This window comes from Bradyrhizobium barranii subsp. apii, from assembly GCF_011516635.5.
GTDB lineage: Bacteria > Pseudomonadota > Alphaproteobacteria > Rhizobiales > Xanthobacteraceae > Bradyrhizobium > Bradyrhizobium barranii.
Map to the genome: position 1 here is coordinate 6,680,845 of NZ_CP096255.1, position 19,072 is coordinate 6,699,916.

The 19,072-nt window shown below is 64.2% G+C and carries 19 protein-coding genes and 2 tRNA genes; 13 read left to right on the forward strand and 8 right to left on the reverse strand.

Annotated elements, in window-relative coordinates:
* Positions 1 to 2 precede the first annotated feature (2 nt).
* The 7 genes from HAP41_RS32050 to HAP41_RS32080 all read left to right on the forward strand — a co-directional run bounded on the left by HAP41_RS32050 (position 3) and on the right by HAP41_RS32080 (position 6,339).
* Positions 3 to 947, forward strand: a complete 945-nt coding sequence (locus tag HAP41_RS32050) for an alpha-E domain-containing protein (RefSeq protein ID WP_028150006.1) — start codon at positions 3 to 5, stop codon at positions 945 to 947.
* Between the two features lie 169 nt (positions 948 to 1,116).
* Complete coding sequence (locus HAP41_RS32055; RefSeq protein WP_166091716.1) at positions 1,117 to 1,965, forward strand: transglutaminase family protein; 849 nt, start codon at positions 1,117 to 1,119, stop codon at positions 1,963 to 1,965.
* Between the two features lie 183 nt (positions 1,966 to 2,148).
* Positions 2,149 to 3,315, forward strand: a complete 1,167-nt coding sequence (locus tag HAP41_RS32060) for a flavin-dependent monooxygenase (RefSeq protein WP_224580684.1) — start codon at positions 2,149 to 2,151, stop codon at positions 3,313 to 3,315.
* 54 nt (positions 3,316 to 3,369) lie between these two features.
* Entirely contained in the window at positions 3,370 to 3,777 is a 408-nt protein-coding gene (locus tag HAP41_RS32065) for a carboxymuconolactone decarboxylase family protein (protein ID WP_028154692.1), read from the forward strand.
* Positions 3,778 to 3,891: 114 nt separating this feature from the next.
* Positions 3,892 to 4,650 (forward strand): proteasome-type protease, encoded by a 759-nt coding sequence (locus HAP41_RS32070; RefSeq protein WP_028154691.1) that lies wholly within the window; start codon positions 3,892 to 3,894, stop codon positions 4,648 to 4,650.
* A 33-nt stretch (positions 4,651 to 4,683) separates the two neighbouring features.
* Entirely contained in the window at positions 4,684 to 5,442 is a 759-nt protein-coding gene (locus HAP41_RS32075; protein WP_028150002.1) for an SDR family oxidoreductase, read from the forward strand.
* A 285-nt stretch (positions 5,443 to 5,727) separates the two neighbouring features.
* Positions 5,728 to 6,339, forward strand: a complete 612-nt coding sequence (locus tag HAP41_RS32080; protein ID WP_166091693.1) for a hypothetical protein — start codon at positions 5,728 to 5,730, stop codon at positions 6,337 to 6,339.
* A gap of 75 nt (positions 6,340 to 6,414) precedes the next feature.
* Here HAP41_RS32080 and HAP41_RS32085 read toward each other — a convergent pair whose 3' ends face one another.
* Positions 6,415 to 7,653: an MFS transporter gene (locus HAP41_RS32085; protein ID WP_166105649.1), complete on the reverse strand. Its 1,239-nt coding sequence runs from the start codon at positions 7,651 to 7,653 to the stop codon at positions 6,415 to 6,417.
* A 159-nt stretch (positions 7,654 to 7,812) separates the two neighbouring features.
* Between HAP41_RS32085 and HAP41_RS32090 the strand changes: the two genes are divergently transcribed.
* Positions 7,813 to 9,063, forward strand: coding sequence for a NupC/NupG family nucleoside CNT transporter (locus tag HAP41_RS32090; RefSeq protein ID WP_166091687.1), 1,251 nt, complete (start codon positions 7,813 to 7,815; stop codon positions 9,061 to 9,063).
* 117 nt (positions 9,064 to 9,180) lie between these two features.
* Here HAP41_RS32090 and HAP41_RS32095 read toward each other — a convergent pair whose 3' ends face one another.
* Both HAP41_RS32095 and HAP41_RS32100 read right to left on the reverse strand, forming a co-directional pair.
* The gene (locus HAP41_RS32095; RefSeq protein ID WP_166091685.1) at positions 9,181 to 9,720 is read right to left on the reverse strand and encodes a cupin domain-containing protein; all 540 of its coding nucleotides are present in this window, start codon (positions 9,718 to 9,720) and stop codon (positions 9,181 to 9,183) included.
* Positions 9,721 to 9,882: 162 nt separating this feature from the next.
* Positions 9,883 to 10,170: an usg protein gene (locus HAP41_RS32100; protein WP_014494242.1), complete on the reverse strand. Its 288-nt coding sequence runs from the start codon at positions 10,168 to 10,170 to the stop codon at positions 9,883 to 9,885.
* Positions 10,171 to 10,548: 378 nt separating this feature from the next.
* On the opposite strand from HAP41_RS32100, the gene HAP41_RS32105 reads away from it, so the two are divergent.
* Complete coding sequence (locus tag HAP41_RS32105; RefSeq protein ID WP_008139213.1) at positions 10,549 to 10,863, forward strand: co-chaperone GroES; 315 nt, start codon at positions 10,549 to 10,551, stop codon at positions 10,861 to 10,863.
* 44 nt (positions 10,864 to 10,907) lie between these two features.
* Positions 10,908 to 12,548 (forward strand): chaperonin GroEL, encoded by a 1,641-nt coding sequence (gene groL / locus HAP41_RS32110; protein ID WP_071912538.1) that lies wholly within the window; start codon positions 10,908 to 10,910, stop codon positions 12,546 to 12,548.
* Positions 12,549 to 12,670: 122 nt separating this feature from the next.
* Here the strand turns inward: groL and lepB are convergent, their stop codons facing one another.
* The 5 genes from lepB to HAP41_RS32135 all read right to left on the reverse strand — a co-directional run bounded on the left by lepB (position 12,671) and on the right by HAP41_RS32135 (position 16,237).
* Positions 12,671 to 13,417, reverse strand: coding sequence for a signal peptidase I (gene lepB / locus HAP41_RS32115; protein WP_166091676.1), 747 nt, complete (start codon positions 13,415 to 13,417; stop codon positions 12,671 to 12,673).
* 163 nt (positions 13,418 to 13,580) lie between these two features.
* Positions 13,581 to 14,732, reverse strand: coding sequence for a slipin family protein (locus HAP41_RS32120; protein WP_166091671.1), 1,152 nt, complete (start codon positions 14,730 to 14,732; stop codon positions 13,581 to 13,583).
* 339 nt (positions 14,733 to 15,071) lie between these two features.
* Positions 15,072 to 15,137: transfer RNA gene (locus tag HAP41_RS32125), tRNA-Asn, on the reverse strand.
* Positions 15,138 to 15,141: 4 nt separating this feature from the next.
* Positions 15,142 to 15,211 (reverse strand) — tRNA-Phe (locus HAP41_RS32130).
* 192 nt (positions 15,212 to 15,403) lie between these two features.
* Complete coding sequence (locus HAP41_RS32135) at positions 15,404 to 16,237, reverse strand: LysR family transcriptional regulator (RefSeq protein ID WP_071912531.1); 834 nt, start codon at positions 16,235 to 16,237, stop codon at positions 15,404 to 15,406.
* A 127-nt stretch (positions 16,238 to 16,364) separates the two neighbouring features.
* Between HAP41_RS32135 and HAP41_RS32140 the strand changes: the two genes are divergently transcribed.
* The 3 genes from HAP41_RS32140 to HAP41_RS32150 all read left to right on the forward strand — a co-directional run bounded on the left by HAP41_RS32140 (position 16,365) and on the right by HAP41_RS32150 (position 19,072).
* Positions 16,365 to 16,946 (forward strand): cysteine hydrolase family protein, encoded by a 582-nt coding sequence (locus HAP41_RS32140; RefSeq protein WP_166091666.1) that lies wholly within the window; start codon positions 16,365 to 16,367, stop codon positions 16,944 to 16,946.
* A gap of 12 nt (positions 16,947 to 16,958) precedes the next feature.
* Positions 16,959 to 17,597, forward strand: a complete 639-nt coding sequence (locus tag HAP41_RS32145) for a glutathione binding-like protein (protein WP_166091661.1) — start codon at positions 16,959 to 16,961, stop codon at positions 17,595 to 17,597.
* Positions 17,598 to 17,707: 110 nt separating this feature from the next.
* Entirely contained in the window at positions 17,708 to 19,072 is a 1,365-nt protein-coding gene (locus tag HAP41_RS32150) for a caspase family protein (RefSeq protein WP_166091656.1), read from the forward strand.

Sequence of the window (19,072 nt, forward strand, 5' to 3'; positions counted from 1 at the left end):
AGATGCTGTCGCGTACCGCCGAAAACCTCTACTGGCTCGCCCGCTATGTCGAACGGGCCGAATATCTCGCGCGCACCATCGATGCGACGCTGCGCGTCACTGCGCTTCCCGCCGCCTATATCGGCAAGACCAATGAATGGGACTCGGCGCTTCTCACCGCCGGCGTCGCCGCGAGCTTCTATCAGCAATACGAAGTCGCCAACGAGCACAACGTCGTCGACTACCTCTCGTTCTCGGCAAGCAATCCATCATCGATCAGGAACTGCATCGAGGCGGCGCGGCTGAACTCGCGCTCGGTGCGCACCGCGCTCACCAGCGAGATGTGGGACACCATCAACTCGGCCTGGATCGAACTCCAGGAGGTCTGGAGCAAGGGCACCTCCACGCGCGAGGATCTCGCAAAATTCCTGCGCTTCGTGCAGGAGACTTCGCTGCGCTTCGACGGCTCGGCCTACCGGACCATGCTGCGCAACGACGCCTACTGGTTCTCGCGGATGGGCGTGCATCTGGAGCGCGCCGACAACACCGCGCGCATCCTCGACGTGAAGTACCACGTGCTGCTGCCCGAGGAGGAGCATGTCGGCGGCCCGCTCGACTTCTATCAGTGGAGTTCGATCCTGCGCTCGGTCTCGGCGCTGACGGCCTATCACTGGGTCTATCGCGAGACGCTGAAGCCGTGGCTGATTGCGGACCTGCTCATCCTCAACGACACGCTGCCGCGCTCACTGGCAAGCTGCTACGGCAATCTCGTGCGCAACCTCGACCAGATCGGCGTCGCCTATGGCCGCCAGGGCCCCGCCCAGCGCCATGCCCGCGGCATCCGCAACCGGCTAGAACACAGCAATATGAACGACATTTTCCAGCACGGCGTGCATGAATTCATTCAGGAATTCATCACGGACAATTCCAGGCTGGGCGAAATCATCACAAAGCAGTATTTGATCTGATGTCCCCCGGCTGACGAAAACGGGATATCGTCATGGCCGGGCTTGTCCCGGCCATCCACGTTCTTGCTTTTGCGCGGCGAGGAAGATCGTGGATGCCCGGGACAAGCCCGGGCATGACGAGCTTCTTCGCAATAGGCAGCGGGTCCAACCACTAACTTCACGGTCCACCATGCGCCTGCGAATCCTGCACACCACGACCTATCGCTACGAGCCGCCGGCCACCAGCGTGATCCAGATCCTGCGCATGACGCCCGGCAGCCATGACGGGCAATATGTGGCGGAGTGGCAGATCGACGTCTCGACCGACACCAAGCTCGACACCCATGAGGACGCCTTCGGCAACGTCACCCATGTGCTGTCCTGCGGACCCGTCGGCGACATCAAGATCACCGCCGAGGGCCTGATCGAAACCCACGACACCGGCGGCGTGCTGCGCGGCGCCGACGAGCGTTTTCCGGCCGGCATGTTTTTGCGCGCCACTGACCTCACCACCGTCAATCCGGCGATGACGACGGTCGCGCGGCAGTTGCGCAGCGAGGCCGAGAGCGACACGCTCGGCTTCCTGCACACGCTGATGACGCAAATCAGCGATCACATGACCTTCGACGAGGATCCGACCAACAGCGGCACCTCGGCGGCCGAAGCGTTCACGCTCAAGCGCGGCGTCTGCCAGGACTACGCGCATATCTTCATCGCCTGCGCCCGCAGCGGTGGCGTGCCGGCGCGCTTCGTCTCCGGCCATTTCCTGCGCTCGGACGGCACGGTGCACCAGGATGCCGGCCATGCTTGGGCAGAAGCTTACGTCGACGGTCTCGGCTGGGTCGGCTTCGATCCCGCCAACTGCATCTGCACCACCGACGCCCATGTCCGCGTTGCGATCGGGCTCGACTATCTCGGCGCAGCCCCCGTGCGCGGCACCCGCTATGGCGGCGGTGCGGAGACGCTGACGGTCGCGGTCAAGGTCGAGCAGGCCGGCCGCGGCGGGCAATCGCAGTCGCAGTCACAGCGGCAGAGCTAGGCGCGGCGGTATCTCGTCACGAGGCATCCGCGGCGCAATCACGTCGCAGCGTTACAGCTGTAATCGACGACGGCCCGCGCTGAAACCGTCCCGTAGCGCCATCTCTTCAACCTCCGTTGTGATCCGTTTCCGCAACAGAGGTTGAGACAGATGCGGCTTCACGAAAAGAACAAGAAGCATTCCGTGCCCCTGCGCGATCCCCACCAGGACATGCTTGCGGGGATCCGGGAGTTGGCTCCCGAGATCAAGGCCCGCGCCGCGGAGATCGAAGCCGCACGCCGCGTCCCGCCCGACCTCGTGGAACGGCTGCGGTCGATCGGACTCTTCCGGATGTTCGTTGCGCGGAACCATGGCGGGCTGGAGCTGGATTTTCCGGCCGGACTGGAGGTCATCAAGGCACTGGCCCGTCTCGACGGCTCGAGCGGCTGGATCGCGACTGTCGCCGGAGCCAGCAGCCTCTTCGTCGCAGCGTCACCCCCGGAATTGTACCAGCGCATCTATCAGGACGGACCCGATACGGCGATCTGCGGCTCATCCCAACCGGGTGGAACGGCAGAGCGCGTGGCCGACGGTTATCGCGTCAAAGGTCGTTGGCCGTTCGCCAGCGGTTGCACGCACGCCGACTGGATCGGCGGGTTCTGCATTGTCACCGAAAACGGCAAGCCGGTCCCCGGCCCGCAGGGCAAGCCGCTGCTTCGCGTCGTTGTGTTGCCGGCGCGCGACTGGGAGATCGAGGACACCTGGCACGCGGCGGGGCTCAAGGGCACCGGCAGCCATCACGTCACGCTGCGGGAGACGCTGGTTCCCGAGGCCAATTTCTTCGATCTCGATGCCGCCCCGCGCCAGTCGGGTCCGCTCTATCGGGCGCTGTGCCAATGGCTGCCATTGGTGCACGGCGCATTCACGGTAGGCATGGCCGAGGGCACCGTCGATGACCTGCTCTCGCTGGCGGGCACCGGAAGGCAGCAATTGTACGCGGCCGTGCCGATGCGGGAGTCCGAGATCTTCCAGTACGATCTCGGCCGGATCTCCGCCGACCTCGGAGCCGCGCAAGCGTTTCATGAGGTCCAGGCCGCCAGCCACTGGCGTCACGCGCTAGCGGGAACGCTGAACGACGAAGACCTCATGATCGAGGGGGCCCGGTCCGCGACCTGGCTCGCCACGACCTGCGTCGGCATCGCGGATGCCTGCTTTGCGCTGGCCGGCGCCAGCGTGGTCTATGACAGCTCGCCGCTGCAGCGGCGCCTGCGCGACCTTCACGTCGCAGCTCAGCACGCTCACGCGCAGCAGCGGCAATATGTCGATGTCGGCAAGCTGGCCTTGCGTCGTTCGGCCGGGCATGCCGGCTGAGTGCTCGAGCCGTGCTACACTCGCGGGATCAGACCTGACCCCGCGAGGTACCCCATGGCGACCGTAAAGCTGCTTTCGGACGATGAACTCTCCGCCGAGGCGCGCGCCGTTTTCGACGATATCCGCAAGGTGCGGAAGTCGGACTTCGTCAACAATTTCTGGCGCGCGCTGGCGCATGATCCGAAGACGCTGCGGCGGACCTGGGAGAGCATCAAGGAGGTGATGGCACCCGGCGCGCTCGATCCCAAGATCAAGGAAATGCTCTATGTCGCGGTCTCGATCGCGCATGGCTGCAGCTATTGCATCCATTCGCACACCGCGGGCGCACGGGCCAAGGGCATGACCGAGGCCGAATATGGCGAGATGCTCGCCATCGTCGGCATGGCCGCGGAGACCAACCGGCTGGTCACGGCGCTCGGCGTCCCCGTCGACGAGGCGTTTCTCGTCGATGCCGCTGACTGAGCGGCAGAGATAGCTGTTTCGCCGGAGAATGACGACCTCCCCCGGGGAATCGGGGGTTTCATGCCTCCCCGAAATTGGCTAGTAATTCCGCGCAAACGCGTTCGGGGACGGGAAATGACCTATTGTTGCGGAATCCTGGTTCGGGACGGTCTGGTGATGATCGCCGACACCCGAACCAATGCCGGGCTCGACAATGTCTCGACCTTCCGCAAGCTCCACATCTTCTCCAAACCCGGCGACCGCATCATGGCGATCGCCAGCGCCGGTAACCTCGCCATCAGCCAGTCGGTGCTGTCGACGCTGACCGAAGGCCTGGAGGACCCCACCACGGGCGAGGTCGAGACGCTGATGAACGCGCCGACCATGTTCCAGGCCGCCCAGCGCATCGGCCGGGCGATCCGGGCGGTGCACGCGACCGAAGGACCGGCGCTGCGATCCGAAGACGTCTCCTTCGACGTCTCCTTCCTGTTCGGCGGCCAGATCAAGGGCGCGCGCATGCGCCTGTTCATGGTCTACACCGCCGGCAATTTCATCGAGTGCACCACGGACACGCCCTACCTGCAGATCGGCGAGCACAAATACGGCAAGCCGGTGCTCGACCGCGCCATGCATTACGACGTCGAGCTCTACGAGGCGCTGAAGACCGGCCTGATCTCGATGGACTCGACCATGCGCTCCAATCTCGGCGTCGGCCTGCCGATCGACGTGCTGGTGGTGCGTAGCGATGCCTGCGATGCCGATCTCAACCACCGCATCGAGGCGGGCGAGCCCTATTTCCACGACCTGCGCTCGCGCTGGTCGGCGGCCTTGCGCGCGGCGCATCAGAACATTCCGCGGCCGCCCTACAAGAACGAAAAAGAACCAAAAACCTGACAGCCAACTTGAAGAGAGAAAAGGCAGGAAACGATGAGTGAAGCAAACAAGATCGCAGTGGTGACGGGCGCGGGCACCGGTGTCGGGCGCGCGGCGTCGCTGGCGTTGATGAACATCGGCTTCACCGTGGTGCTGGTCGGGCGCCGGCTCGACATGCTCGAGGAGACCGCAAAGCTCGGCCCCGCAGGCAAGAGCCTGTGCGTCACCGCGGACATGACCAAGCCGGACTCCATTGCCGCGCTGTTCGACAAGGTGAAGGCGACCTACGGCCGGCTCGACGTGCTGTTCAACAATGCCGGCATGGGCGCGCCGGCGGTGAACTTCGAGGATCTCAGCCTCGAGCAGTGGCAGGCGGTGGTGAACACCAACCTCACCGGCCCGTTCCTGTGCACCCAGCACGCCTTCCGCATCATGAAGGACCAGAGCCCGCGCGGCGGCCGCATCATCAACAACGGCTCGATCTCGGCGCACGCGCCGCGGCCGTTCTCGGCGGCCTACACCTCGACCAAGCACGCCATCACGGGCCTCACCAAGGCCTCCAACCTCGACGGCCGCATGTACGACATCGCGGTCGGCCAGGTCGACATCGGCAATGCCGCGACGCCCATGACCGATCGCATGGTCAACGGCCCCGGCGTGCTGCAGCCCGACGGCACCACCAAGCATGAGCCGCGCATGGACGCCAAGGCGGTCGGCGACGCCGTCGCCTACATGGCCGGCCTGCCGCTCGATGCCAACGTGCTGACCATGACCGTCATGGCCACCAAGATGCCGTTCGTCGGACGGGGCTGAAGACCTCTCTTCCCTCTCCTCGCTTGCGGGGAGAGGGCCTGACTCAAAAAACTGAAAAACAACCCCATGCACAGTAGGCGTCAAGGCGCAGCGAAGTCTCCCCGCAAGCGGGGTGAGACGGAATAAGTCCTGGCCCCGCCTCGACAATCGTCCTTACACGCGCGAAGAGGCGGGTAACGGCGAGAAAGCATGTCACAATCCCGAACTAAGGTATGATCCACCTGGGGTAGAGCCATAATCCCGGCCATTACCCGGCGGCTCCACAAATCGTTCGGAACGGTACAAATGGGTTTGGACATATATCATCTTCACATCGACGATGACGTCACTGATTTTCCTGTCATCATCGACGTCGAGCAGGCTCAACTTCAGAAGATCGTTCAATTCAGCCGCAAGAAAACAAATCAGTATATCGACTTTGAGCGGCTTCTTTCCGATCACGGATTCTCCGCGCGAGACTACTATCAAGCCCTTCATCAACGGGAGCTGTCAGGGATCGGAAAATTCTCCGACAGCTTTTATTTCTGCCCCACAGGCGAATCGGATCCGATGAACCCGACGCAGACGGGTCTATACTTTACCGACAAGAGAAGCTTTTTCGCGCCGAAGCCGCAACTGCCGCCAAATGTCTTGAAGCGATTGAAGACCTTCAAGATCAAGCAGTATCCGATGATCGATAGATTGGAGGATGTCGTCTACACCAAACAGATCGGGTATCAAAGAAACGCCGTCGCTGACGCCTTTTTCAACGAATTCCTCCCGGACGGGATGTTCGTTGAAAAGTCGTACGCGCAGAGAATATTCGAACTAACGATCGCTGAGGCACAGCAGGATTTCCGAACCAGCTTTCTCGACAACTGGGACGACCAACGCAGTCTCGTCGTAGTCTCCTGGTGAGAGATCACGACTCCACGGCAAGATTCTGGATTGCTTCGCTGCGCTCGCAATGACGGGAGGGAGAGAGCGGAGCCCCTACTCCAAGCTCTCCACCTGCCGTAGCGCCGGAAACAGCTTCATCCACAGCAGCGCGACCGCGACGGTGCAGACGCCGCCGAGCACGGCAGCAGGCATGGCGCCGAGCAGCGCGGCTGCGACGCCGCTCTCGAACTGGCCGAGCTGGTTGGAGGCGTTGATGAAGAGGAAGTTCACCGCGCCGACCCGGCCGCGCATCTCGTCGGGCGTTGAGAGCTGCACCAGCGAGAAGCGGATCACGACGCTGATCGTGTCGGCTGCGCCGAGAATTGCGAGCGCGAGCACTGACAGCCACATCCAGGACGACAGCGCGAACACGACCGTGGCGACGCCGAACACGATCACAGCCTGGAACATGCGCAGGCCCACATGCCGAGAGATGGCGTGACGCGCGAGCACCATGGTCATCAGCAGCGCACCGACCGCGGGCGCGGCGCGCAAGATCCCGAGCCCCATCGGGCCGGTCTGGAGGATGTCGCGGGCATAGATCGGCAACAGCGCGGTGACGCCGCCGAACAGCACGGCAAACAGATCGAGCGAGATGGTACCGAGGATCGCCGGGTTGCTGCGGATGAAACGAACGCCGGCGAAGATGTTGTCGGCGTCCGTCCCCTCCTTGGAGACCGCCTGCGGGCGCGGCCGGATGAAGCCGGTCAAAATCATCCCGAGAATCCAGAACAGCAGCATCACGGCATAGGCAAGATGCGGCGCGACCGCATAGGCAAAGCCGCCGAGCGCCGGCCCCGTGATGGTCGCGACCTGCCCCGCGCCGCTCGCGACTGCGGTTGCGCGCTGGAGCGATCCCTGCGGCGCGATCAGCGGCAAGAGAGCCGCGGTGGTCGGGCTCTCGAAGGCGCCGGCAATGCCGAGCACGAAGGTCGCGATGAAGATCTGCACCTCGCTGACCGCGCCGAGATAGGTGATGATCGCGAGATAGAGCGCGGTGGCGGCTTCCACGAGCTGGCAGAGCTGGACCACGCGCTTGCGCTCAAAACGGTCGGCGGCGTGGCCGGCGACGAATACCAGCAGCGCGGTGGGGAGGAATTGCACGAGGCCGACCATGCCGAGATCGAAGGCCGAGCCGGTGAGATCGTAGATCTGCCAGCCGATCGCGACCGCCGCGATCTGGCTGGAGAAGCGCGACAGGCTGCGCGAGAGCAGGAAGAACAGGAAAGCGCGGTGGGCGAGAAGTGCGCGGGCGGTGACCGGCGGATTCGAGGATATCGGCTGCTCTGTCATCGCCTCTTGGGTCACGCTTGGACCGTCCGCCCCCTGATTTCGACCTGCCCCGCGTGGCTGACGCAGACCTGCTTGTCAACAGCGGGCGGATCCGGCGGCCTTCCGGCATTGCGTTTGCAACGCACGCGCGGCCATAATCATTGAGGGTTTGGGGATATCATGCTTCGGCTGCAATCGGCACTCGGCGTTTTCGCATTGCTATTGATCGCCTGGGTGCTGAGCGAGAATCGCCGCGCGGCCTCGGCTCGCCAAGCAGCGATCGGGCTTGTCGCAACCTTCGTCACCGCGGTCGTGCTCCTAAAGGTGCCCGTCGTCGCGCGCGCCTTCGGCGCCATCAACGACGCGGTCGGCGCGATCTCCGCGGCCTCGCGCGCCGGCTCCTCCTTCGTGTTCGGCTATGTCGGGGGCGGTCCCCTGCCCTTCGATCTGAAGGTGCCGGGCGCCGATTTCATCCTCGCGTTCCAGGCGCTGCCGATCGTGCTGGTCATGAGCGTGCTGACGACGCTCTTGTTCTACTGGCGCGTGCTGCCGCCGATCGTGCGCGGCATGGCCTGGCTGCTGGAGCGGACGCTGGGCGTCGGCGGCGCGGTCGGGCTCTCGACCGCGGCCAACATCTTCCTCGGCATGGTCGAGGCGCCGCTGTTCGTGCGGCCGTACCTGGCGCAGATGACGCGCAGCGAATTGTTCCTGGTGATGACCGGCGGCATGGCCGGCATCGCCGGCACGGTGCTGGTGCTCTATGCGACGCTGCTGGCGCCGCTCATTCCCGATGCCGCCGCCCATTTCGTCATCGCCTCCGTGCTGGGTGCGCCGGCCGCGATCCTCGTCAGCCTGATCATGGTGCCGGAGACTTCAGACAAGCGCACCGGCGGCGCGCTGGAGGATCCCGAGATGGACGTCTCCGGCCCGATGGATGCGATCGTGAAGGGGACGAGCGCGGGGATCGAACTGCTGATCAACATCGTCGCCATGCTGCTGGTGCTGGTGGCGCTGGTCTATCTCGTCAATGCCGTCCTCGGCCTGCTGCCCAATATCGGCGGCGCCGCGATCTCGCTGCAACGCCTGCTCGGCCTCGTGATGGCGCCGGTGTGCTGGCTGATGGGATTGCCCTGGGACCAGGCGGTGACCGCCGGCAGCCTGATGGGCACCAAGACCGTGCTCAACGAGTTGATCGCCTATGTCGACTTCTCAAAACTGCCGCCCGATACGCTCGATCCGCGCTCGCGCCTGATCATGCTCTACGCAATGTGCGGCTTCGCCAATTTCGCCAGCCTCGGCATCATGATCGGCGGCTTAGGGGTGATGGCGCCGGAGCGGCGCGAGGAGATCAACGCGCTCGGGCTGAAATCGATCGTGTCGGGAACGCTGACGACGTGCCTGATGGGGGCGGTCGTGGGGGTGTTGAGTTAGGCTCTCTCCACCCGTCATTCCGGGGCGCCGCGAAGCGGCGAGCCCGGAATCCATCGGGCGTCAGCACATGCCAAGAAATGGATTCCGGGCTCGCGCTGCGCGCGCCCCGGAATGACATCAGGCCTTCAACTCCACCGTCCTGAACTCCGCCGGCAGGATCACCTCCAGCAGTTCCACGTCATCCGAATAATCCAGGATCATGTGCTTGATCTTCGGCGGCTGGGTCCAGGCGCTGCCTTCCTTCATCAAGGTCTCACCCTGACCGTCCATGTAGGTCTTCACCCAGCCCTTGAGCACGTAGACCATCTGGAATTCGACGTCGTGGAAGTGCAGCTTCGACACCTCGTTCGGATCGCAGGGGCCTTGCAGGCGGATCACGTGGGCTTGCGCGAGGCCGTGGCTGGCTTCGGCGATGCCGAGGTCGCGATACTTAGCGTAGACGCGCAGGCCGTCGGCCTTGAAGTCTTCCTCGCGGTGATGGCTGATGGCGATGCGCTGCTTGGGACGCGCGGGCTTTTTCGGAGCGGCCTTGGCCGGTGTCGTGCGCGCCTTTGCCTTCACCGCCTTGCGCGCCGAGGATCGTGCCACGGCCTTGGCTCCGCTCCGCTTCTTCACCGCGGCCTGGGCTGCGCTGCGCGATTTTGTTTTCTTGGCCATGGGCCGCCTCCCTGTTGTTATGGGCGGAGGCTAGCACAGAACGAGATATCGTAGGGTCGGCAAAGCGAAAGCGTGCCCACCATTGCCAGATGCAATCGTGGAGAGATGGTGGGCACGGCGCGCGAGCGCGCCTTTGCCCACCCTACGATGCCAGCGCGCTGCTCAATGCAGCCGGAACACGCCATCCACGGCGCGCAGCTCGGCCGGCTTGATCAGCTTGGAATGCGCGACGGTGACCGAATGGAGCGGACCGTCGAGCTTCTCCTGCCAGAACGCTAGGAAATCCTTCAGCGCCGGAAATTTCGGAAACATGTCGTAGTTCTGCCAGACGTAGGTCTGGAGAAGCGAGGGATGATCGGGCATCCGATAGAGAATTTGCGCCGTCGTCAGCCCGTAACCCAAAAGCTGTTTCCGGAAATCTTCGGAAACGCCCCCACTCCGCAAGCCCATGCCAACCTCCTTTGCAGGAGCGCATTCAAGGGGCGGCTTGGTCGGTGTGCGCCTTACGAGCCACCCGGTACTGATGCGCTCACATGAGAGAAATGTGACGCAAACTGACAATCCATCTCAAGCCTAAAAGTTTAACAAGCTGTTGAAATTCAATGCTTTAGCAGCAGAGACGGCTCCGTGCTAATACGGTCACCGGGCGGGTTAACGATGGTAAAGAGATTCTGGCACCCGGGCCTTCAGAGTGCCGATTTTTCTGCTAGAAGCCCTTGCCCCCGCAAAATTCCTGTCCTATTTCAGCCTCGCCTGTGCTAGCACTCGCTGGCACAGACTGCTAACGCCAAAAAATTCCCATACCGTGCAACTACTTAGGAGGACTGCATGAAATTCCGTCCGCTTCACGACCGCGTCGTGGTCAAGCGTATCGACGCAGAAGAGAAGACCGCCGGCGGCATCATCATTCCCGACACTGCCAAGGAAAAGCCCTCGCAGGGCGAAGTCGTCGCCGTCGGCCCCGGTGGCCGCGACGAAGCTGGCAAGCTGATCCCGATCGACCTGAAGGTCGGCGACCGCGTGCTGTTCGGCAAGTGGTCCGGCACTGAAGTCAAGATCGACAACGTCGACCTGCTGATCATGAAGGAAAGCGACATCATGGGCGTCCTCGACGTCCCCGCTTCCAAGAAGAAGGCGGCCTAAGAGCCCCCTCTCCCCACCAGCTAAACACCTAAGGAAAAATCCAGATGTCAGCTAAAGAAGTCAAATTCGGCGTCGATGCACGCGACAAGATGCTGCGTGGCGTCGACATCCTCGCCAACGCCGTCAAGGTGACGCTCGGCCCCAAGGGCCGCAACGTCGTCCTCGACAAGTCGTTCGGCGCTCCCCGCATCACCAAGGACGGCGTCACCGTCGCCAAGGAGATCGAGCTCGACGACAAGTTCGAGAACATGGGCGCGCAGATGGTGCGCGAAGTCGCCTCCAAGTCGGCTGACGCGGCCGGCGACGGCACCACCACCGCAACCGTGCTCGCGGCTGCGATCGTTCGTGAAGGCGCAAAGTCGGTTGCCGCCGGCATGAACCCGATGGACCTGAAGCGTGGTATCGACCTGGCCGTGGAAGCCGTGGTCGCCGACCTCGTCAAGAACTCCAAGAAGGTCACCTCGAACGACGAGATCGCCCAGGTCGGCACCATCTCCGCCAACGGCGATGCCGAAATCGGCAAGTTCCTCTCCGACGCCATGAAGAAGGTCGGCAACGAGGGTGTCATCACCGTCGAGGAAGCCAAGTCGCTCGAGACCGAGCTCGACGTCGTCGAGGGCATGCAGTTCGACCGCGGCTACATCTCGCCCTACTTCGTCACCAACGCCGACAAGATGCGCGTTGAGATGGACGACGCCTACATCCTCATCAACGAGAAGAAGCTCTCCTCGCTGAACGAGCTGCTGCCGCTGCTCGAGGCCGTGGTGCAGACCGGCAAGCCGCTGGTCATCGTCGCCGAGGACGTCGAAGGCGAAGCGCTTGCGACCCTCGTCGTGAACCGTCTGCGCGGTGGTCTGAAGGTCGCGGCCGTCAAGGCTCCGGGCTTCGGCGATCGCCGCAAGGCCATGCTGCAGGACATCGCGATCCTGACCGGCGGCCAGGCGATCTCGGAAGATCTCGGGATCAAGCTCGAGAACGTCACGCTCAACATGCTCGGTCGCGCCAAGAAGGTGATGATCGACAAGGAGAACACCACGATCGTCAACGGCGCCGGCAAGAAGGCCGACATCGAGGCGCGCGTGGCCCAGATCAAGGCGCAGATCGAGGAGACCACCTCGGACTACGACCGTGAGAAGCTCCAGGAGCGTCTCGCCAAGCTCGCAGGCGGCGTCGCGGTGATCCGCGTCGGCGGCGCGACCGAGGTCGAGGTGAAGGAGCGCAAGGATCGCGTTGATGACGCGATGCATGCGACCCGCGCGGCGGTCGAGGAAGGCATCGTCCCGGGCGGCGGCGTCGCCCTGCTCCGTGCCTCCGAGCAGCTCAAGGGTCTGCGCACCAAGAACGACGACCAGAAGACCGGCGTCGAGATCGTGCGCAAGGCGCTGTCGGCTCCCGCTCGCCAGATCGCGATCAACGCCGGTGAAGACGGTTCGGTGATCGTCGGCAAGATCCTGGAGAACAAGACCTACGCTTACGGCTTCGACTCCCAGACCGGCGAGTACGTCAACCTGGTCACCAAGGGCATCATCGACCCGACCAAGGTGGTCCGTACCGCGATCCAGAACGCAGCCTCGGTTGCCGCGCTCCTGATCACCACGGAAGCCATGGTTGCCGAGCTGCCCAAGAAGGGCGGCGCCGGTCCGGCGATGCCCCCGGGCGGCGGCATGGGCGGCATGGACTTCTAAGGTCCAACCACCTCAAGAACTACGAAACCCCGGCAGCGATGCCGGGGTTTTTGTTTTAGGCAAACTCTCTCCCCCCGTCATTCCGGGGCGCGCGGAGCGCGAGCCCGGAATGACGGGGCCCCTCACCAGACCTTCCCCAGCCGCTCCATGTGCGGCTCGCCGTCTTCATCGAGCGACCAGAAGATCCGGGTCACCCGCCCGACGAGGTTGTCCATCGGAATGAAACCCATCGTTGCCATCACGCGGCTGTCGCTCGAGTTGTCGCGGTTGTCGCCCAGCACGAAGAAATGGCCGGGCGGCACGGTGTAGACATTGGTGTTGTCGTAGTAGCCGTTCTCGACGCAGTCGTAGGTGATGTAGGAATTGCCATTGGGCAGCGTCTCGCGCCAGCGCTTGACCTTGACGCTACCATCCAGACCGCAGGCGGTGCCGGCGAGCCCGTTTGCGAGCGCGACGCGCGTCACCGGTCTGTCATTGAGGAAAAGCTGTCCCTGCCGCATCTGGATGCGGTCGCCGGGCAGCCCGACCACGCGCTTGACGTAGTCGACCGAGGTGTCCTTTGGCGCGCGAAACACGACGACGTCACCGTGCTCGGGCTCGGCGGCAAAGACACGGCCCGAGATCCAGGACGGCGCGAAAGGGAAGGAATAGCGACCATAGCCATAAGCATATTTGGCGGCAAAGACGTAGTCGCCGACCATCAGCGTCGGTGCCATCGAACCCGACGGGATGTTGAACGGCTGATACAGGAAGAAGCGAAACAGGAACGGCGGCGACCACAGCACCGGGATCAACAGGATCAGGACGACGATCGCTTTCCATTCCCGCGGCCGGGCCGTAGGGCGGATCGTTTGCTGAAGAGTGGTCATTCGCTTGCCATGATCGAGATTGTGGTCGTCACCGTGAGATTACGCAACCTTCGCGCGCGTGCAATACCCACTCATGGTTTTGGTCGCACGGGCGCGCGCACGCGTTCATCGCAAGCGTCGACAATGGAGATGTGAAGGGCCGCCCGTGGGCGGCCCTTCTGCTTCATGCGCTCTCGGGCGCCTTCAGGCGCACGAGCCGGGTCAGGAGGGCATCGAGGCCCTCGCCGTTGCCGGCATGGAGGTCGATGCGGCCGACCTTCTCGACCAGCCGCTCCAGCGACTCCAGCTCCTTGAGCCGCAGCAGCAGGGGGTTCTCCTCCATCAGGCGGGCGGTGTTCAGGAGCGAACGCGTCGCCGCGGTCTCCTCCTGCCGGCGGATCAGGTTCGCCTTCGCGACCCGCTCCGCCTCCACCACCGTGTTCACCAGCTCCCGGATCTCGCCGGGCAGGATCACATCCTTGACGCCGAGCTCGGTCACCTCCACGCCGGACTCCGCGACGCGTGCACGCACATAGTCGCGCAGCTCCGCATCCAGCGCCGCCTTCGCAGACAGCACCTCGTCGAGCGTCCGGCCCGCCACCGCCTCGCGGATCGCGAACTGCACCAGCCGGTACAGCCACGCATCCACGTCGGGCACGGTCGCAACCGTGCGCTCGGGATAGACGATCCTGCGGAACGCCGTCAGCGTCACCCGCAGCGCGATGCGATCCTTGGTCAGCATCTCCTGCGCGGTGATCTCGACCGCCTGGGGCCGCAGGTCGAGGCGCTTCACCTCGATCTTGCGGCCGACGGTCCAGAAGGCGTGCCGGCCGGGCGCAAGCCGCTCCACGAGCCGGCCCTCGACATAGAGCAGGCCCGCCTCGTGGTTCTCGACCACCGCTTCCATCACGACGGACGAGCGGTTGCGCTCGATCATGGTCAGGTGCCGCGCGCCAACCCGAGGATCGGCGGAAACATCGATGCGCTCGACATCGATGCGGGTCGCGATCTTCCAGTAGACGCGCGCCTGCCAGGGCGTCATCAGATGCACGGGCCGCCCGTCGAGGCTGACGATGGCAATCTCGTCCGCCTTGGTCTCGATCGCCTCGAACAGCTCCGCGGCCAGATCAGGCCGCGCAGCCTTCAGCACCGCGTAGCGATCCGCAGAGAATTCGCTGCGCACCACGTCGAGCACCTCGACCTTCAGCTCGTGCAGGGGATCGAACAGGCGATGCTTGCCGGGCGCGAGCATACGCACGAGCTGTCCGTTGCGCGTGAGCAACGCACGCTCGCCATCCTTCACCGTCACGTTCAACATCAGCAAGTGCCAAGTCATGGCACGCCTCCATCATGTTGCCTCCGGCCGAACGCGGCCGGATAGCGGGTTTCGTTTGCAAAGGACGTGAGGACGCGGACGACGCTTCCCGGGAAAGCGGCGGGCCGGGGCTTGAGCTTGCATGACGACGGGCGCACGCGCGCGATCGCTCGACGCGTGTCGAGCGGTCATGCGGAGCCACCCGGCATCAGCGCAAGCGGTATCGACCCGCGGCGCAAAGCCGGTCTCACAGTGTCTAGGTTCGGACGGAAAGCCTTTCGGCAAAACGGCCGGACTGCGACTGAAGCGCGCGTCCGGTCCTCGTCAGAGGTATCAGCTTTTCAGGCTGAAACGGAGCGCTGGAGCGGGATTCGAACCCGCGACAGGATGAGTAACAGTCATCTGCTCTACCAAACTGAGCTATCCTTTGTGCAAGAGACCGGAATCGAACCGATGCCTTCGGGTGTTCAGCCCGACGCTCTCCATGAGCTACGTCCTGCGTTTGCCCTTCATTCGGCGGAACACGAAACCGCAGAGCGGCTCGCGCCAGTCGGGATCTCAGAGAGCCCGAACCCATGGCCTACGAAGGAGGGCGCTAATAGACGAAGCACGTTCGGGTTGCAAGGGGGAAAGCCAAGATTTTTCGTCACGCACTCCGCACTGTGACGCGATGATCACAATGCGATGTGACGTCAACCGCGCGACGTTTCCTGAAAACACGCCCTCACCCAGTCGATCGTGACACGCGTCGCGGGATCGCGCTTCAGATGGTTCTGCACTAGCAGCCAGGCGTCGCGCCGCTTCGGCAGCAGCGTGGCGCGCAGGCGGCGATCGCCGAGCAAGTCCGCGCAAACATACTCCGGCAACACGCCGGCGGCCCGATGCGCGCGGATCAGGTTACGGATGACGCGAACGTTGTCGGTGACGCAGCGCGCGCGGGCTTGCTTCATGCGCAGGAATTGCATCTCGGGAATGGCACCGAGTTCGTCCGGATAGGCGCACAGCACCGGCTCGCCCTCGGTCGCAACAGGCTCGAAATAATAAATGCGGATCTCGCCGAGCCTGGAGATCGCGAAATCACCCTTGTCGGGTTTGCGCAGCCGGATGGCGAGATCGGCCTCCCAGCGCGAGAACTTGACGTTCTCGCTCGAGGTGAGGAATTGCAGCGTCAGGCCGGGATTGGCGCGCAGGAAGTCGCTCGCGCGCGGCGACAGCACCTCCTCGGCGAACGTGTTGGTGGAGGCGATGCGCAGGCGGCCCACCGGACCTGCCAGGCTCGCGCCAACGCGACCGATCTCGGCGGCATGTGCGGCCATCGCCTCGACATGCGCCAGCACCGCCTCGCAACTCCGCGTCGGCCTGCGGACGCCGTCCGCGGCCTCGAACAGACGCAAACCGAGCGCACGCTCGATGCGCGACAGCCTGCGCCCGACCGTCGTCTCGTCAATGCGCAGCCGCGCGCTGGCGCCCGCGTAGGTGCCCTCGTCCCTGACGGCGGCGATGATGCGCAGATCGTCCCAGTTCATTGCGTCAGGTTATACCGGCGGTGAGCGGCCTGCAATATCGCAGCCACCCGCTGCAATATCCCTGCATATCGGCAGGCATTCCCGGGGCTATGTTTGTGCAGCCTTTTGCCCCGGAGATTTCCAGACCATGACGACCGCAAAGACCCTGCTGCAGCTCGCCGGTACCGATCTCGACCCGCCGCGTCTTGGCGACGCCGCGCTGGTGCTGATCGATATCCAGAACGAATATCTCGCAGGTCCCCTCGCTTTGCCCGACGCCCGGCCTGCGATCGCGCGGGCGGCTGCGCTCCTGGCACGGGCACGCGAGAGCGGAGCCGCGATCATCCATATCGCCCATCGCGGCAAGGTGGGCGGCCTGTTCGACCGCGGCGCCATCGTCGCCGAGCTGAGCCCCCGTGCCGGCGAGCTGGTGATTGAGAAGGAGTTGCCCAATGCGTTTGCCGGCACTGATCTGCAGGCGCGCCTTGCCGCAACCGACAGGAAGAACATCGTACTGGCCGGCTTCATGACGCATATGTGCGTCAGCTCCACCGCCCGTGCCGCGCTCGACCTCGGCTTTCGCGCGACTGTTGACGCCGATGCCTGCGCCACGCGCGACCTGCCCGACGGCCGCGGCGGCACGCTGGGCGCCCGGACCATCCACGAGGTTGCGCTCGCCGAGCTATCCGACCGCTTCGCGATCATCGCGCGCGGCGATGTGCTGAAATAGCGGAGCAGCGCGATGCTGCAGCTCTATTTCTCGCCGATGGCCTGCTCGCTTGCGAGCCGCATCGCGCTGATGGAAGCCGGCCTCGATGCGCGCTATCATCTGGTGCATCTCCGGACCAAGACGGTCGCGGACGACGACAGCGATTTCCGCGGCGTGTCGCCGAAGGCCGCGGTGCCGGTCCTGGTGCTGGAGAACGGCGAACGGCTGACCGAAAGCGCGGCGGTGCTGCAATACATCGCCGATGTGAAGCCGGAAGCGGGCCTCGCGCCCCGGTTCGGCGATCCCGACCGTTACCGCCTGCAGGAATGGCTGAGCTTCATCGGCGCCGAGATCCACAAGGCATTCCTGTTTCCGACCTTCTGGTACAAGGACGACGGCTCGCTCGCCAAGCCGCGTGCGAGGATCACGCAGACTCTGTCGGTGCCATCAGCACATCTCGCGGACCGCGAATTCCTCGTCGGCGACCGTTTCACCGTCGCAGATGCCCACCTCGCCTGGGCCCTGCTGCTGCTCCGTCCCGCGGGCGTCGACATCGCGCAATGGCCAAGCCTGTCGGCCTATCTTGCGCGCATGCAGGCGCGGCCCGCCGTGCGGGATGCGATTGCGACCGAGATGGAGCTGCGCAAGACGGTGGCGGCAAACCCGGCGTGACAGGATGTCACGGTCGCCAAATCTGACGGGCCCACAGCGAGGGCATTGATACCGACGCGGCATGCGCTAATCTGGGGGAATATTTTTCGATATTTCCCTGGAAGGCATTCATGCGTGCTCCTTCTGGAATTTTGCGTCATTTTTTCCTGCCCCTCCTCGCCCTCTGGCTGAGCCTTGGACTGAGCCTTGCCCCCGCATCGGCGGACACGCGGGTTGCGCTGGTGATCGGCAACGGCGCTTATGTCTCTACGGCGCAGCTGCCCAACCCGTCGCACGATGCCGAAGACGTCGCAGCCACGCTGAAGCGCAGCGGTTTCGAGGTATTCCAGGGTATCGACCTGCGCCAGGCCGACATGCAGGACCTGACCATCCGTTTCGCGCGCGCCGCGAGCCGCGCCGATGTCGCCATGTTCTATTACAGCGGCCATGCCATGCAGTACAACGGCGTGAACTATCTGATGCCAGTCGACGCCGTGCTGACGGATGAAGCAGACCTCAAGCGCTTCGTGCGGGTCGACGACATCGTGAACGATCTGCAGCAGGCCAAGAATTTGCGCATCCTCGTGCTCGATTCCTGCCGCGACAATCCGCTGGCCGAAACCTTGAAGCGCTCTGCCGGCTCGACCCGCGCCGCCTCGATCGGACGAGGCCTGTCGAAAGTCGAGGCGCCGCGCGGCACGATCGTGTCATTCTCGACGCAATCAGGACAAGTTGCCGCCGACGGCGTCGGCCGCAACAGCCCCTACACGACCGCGTTCCTGAAGCACATCGAGGAGCCGCAGGAAATCGGCGACGTCTTTCGCGACATCAGCAGCGACGTCTATGATTCCAGCGGCAAGACCCAGCTGCCGGAGCTCTCGCTGTCGATCATCGGCAAGTTCTACCTGAACGGGCCTGTGTCAGTCACGGTCGCGCCGGCGGCCCCCCAAGCTGCACCGAAGGCCGATCCCTGCGCGGCCGCCGAGGCGCACTGGAAGGCTGCTGAGGGCATCGGCACGCTGGGTGCCTTTGAGGATCATCTCGCGAGATTCCCGAACTGCATCTTCGCCACCCTCGCCAAGGCACGCATTGAGGGCCTGAAGCAGAAAGTGGCGGTCGCGCCGAGCGGTAACGCGAGAACCACCGGCAGCAAGGATTTCGACGGCAGTTGGGACGTGACGTTGAACTGCTCGGCTTCCGGCAAGGCACAGGGCTTCACCAGGCCCCTGGTCGCCACCGTGACCAATGGCGTGTTTCACGCCGAGGTGCAGGGTCCGGGCGGTGTCAATCGGCTGGAGATCGACGGCCAGATCCCCGCGGACGGCAAGACGACCTTGAGCGCGCGCGGCACGACGGGGGCGAGCACCTACACACTCAACAACCTCGCGCCCGGCTCTCCTTACGCCTTCACGGTCGATGCGCAGTTCGATCGCACCCGAGGCAGCGGCAAGCGCAACGAGGCGCGGGCCTGCAACCTGGTTTTCGTCAAGCGCTAA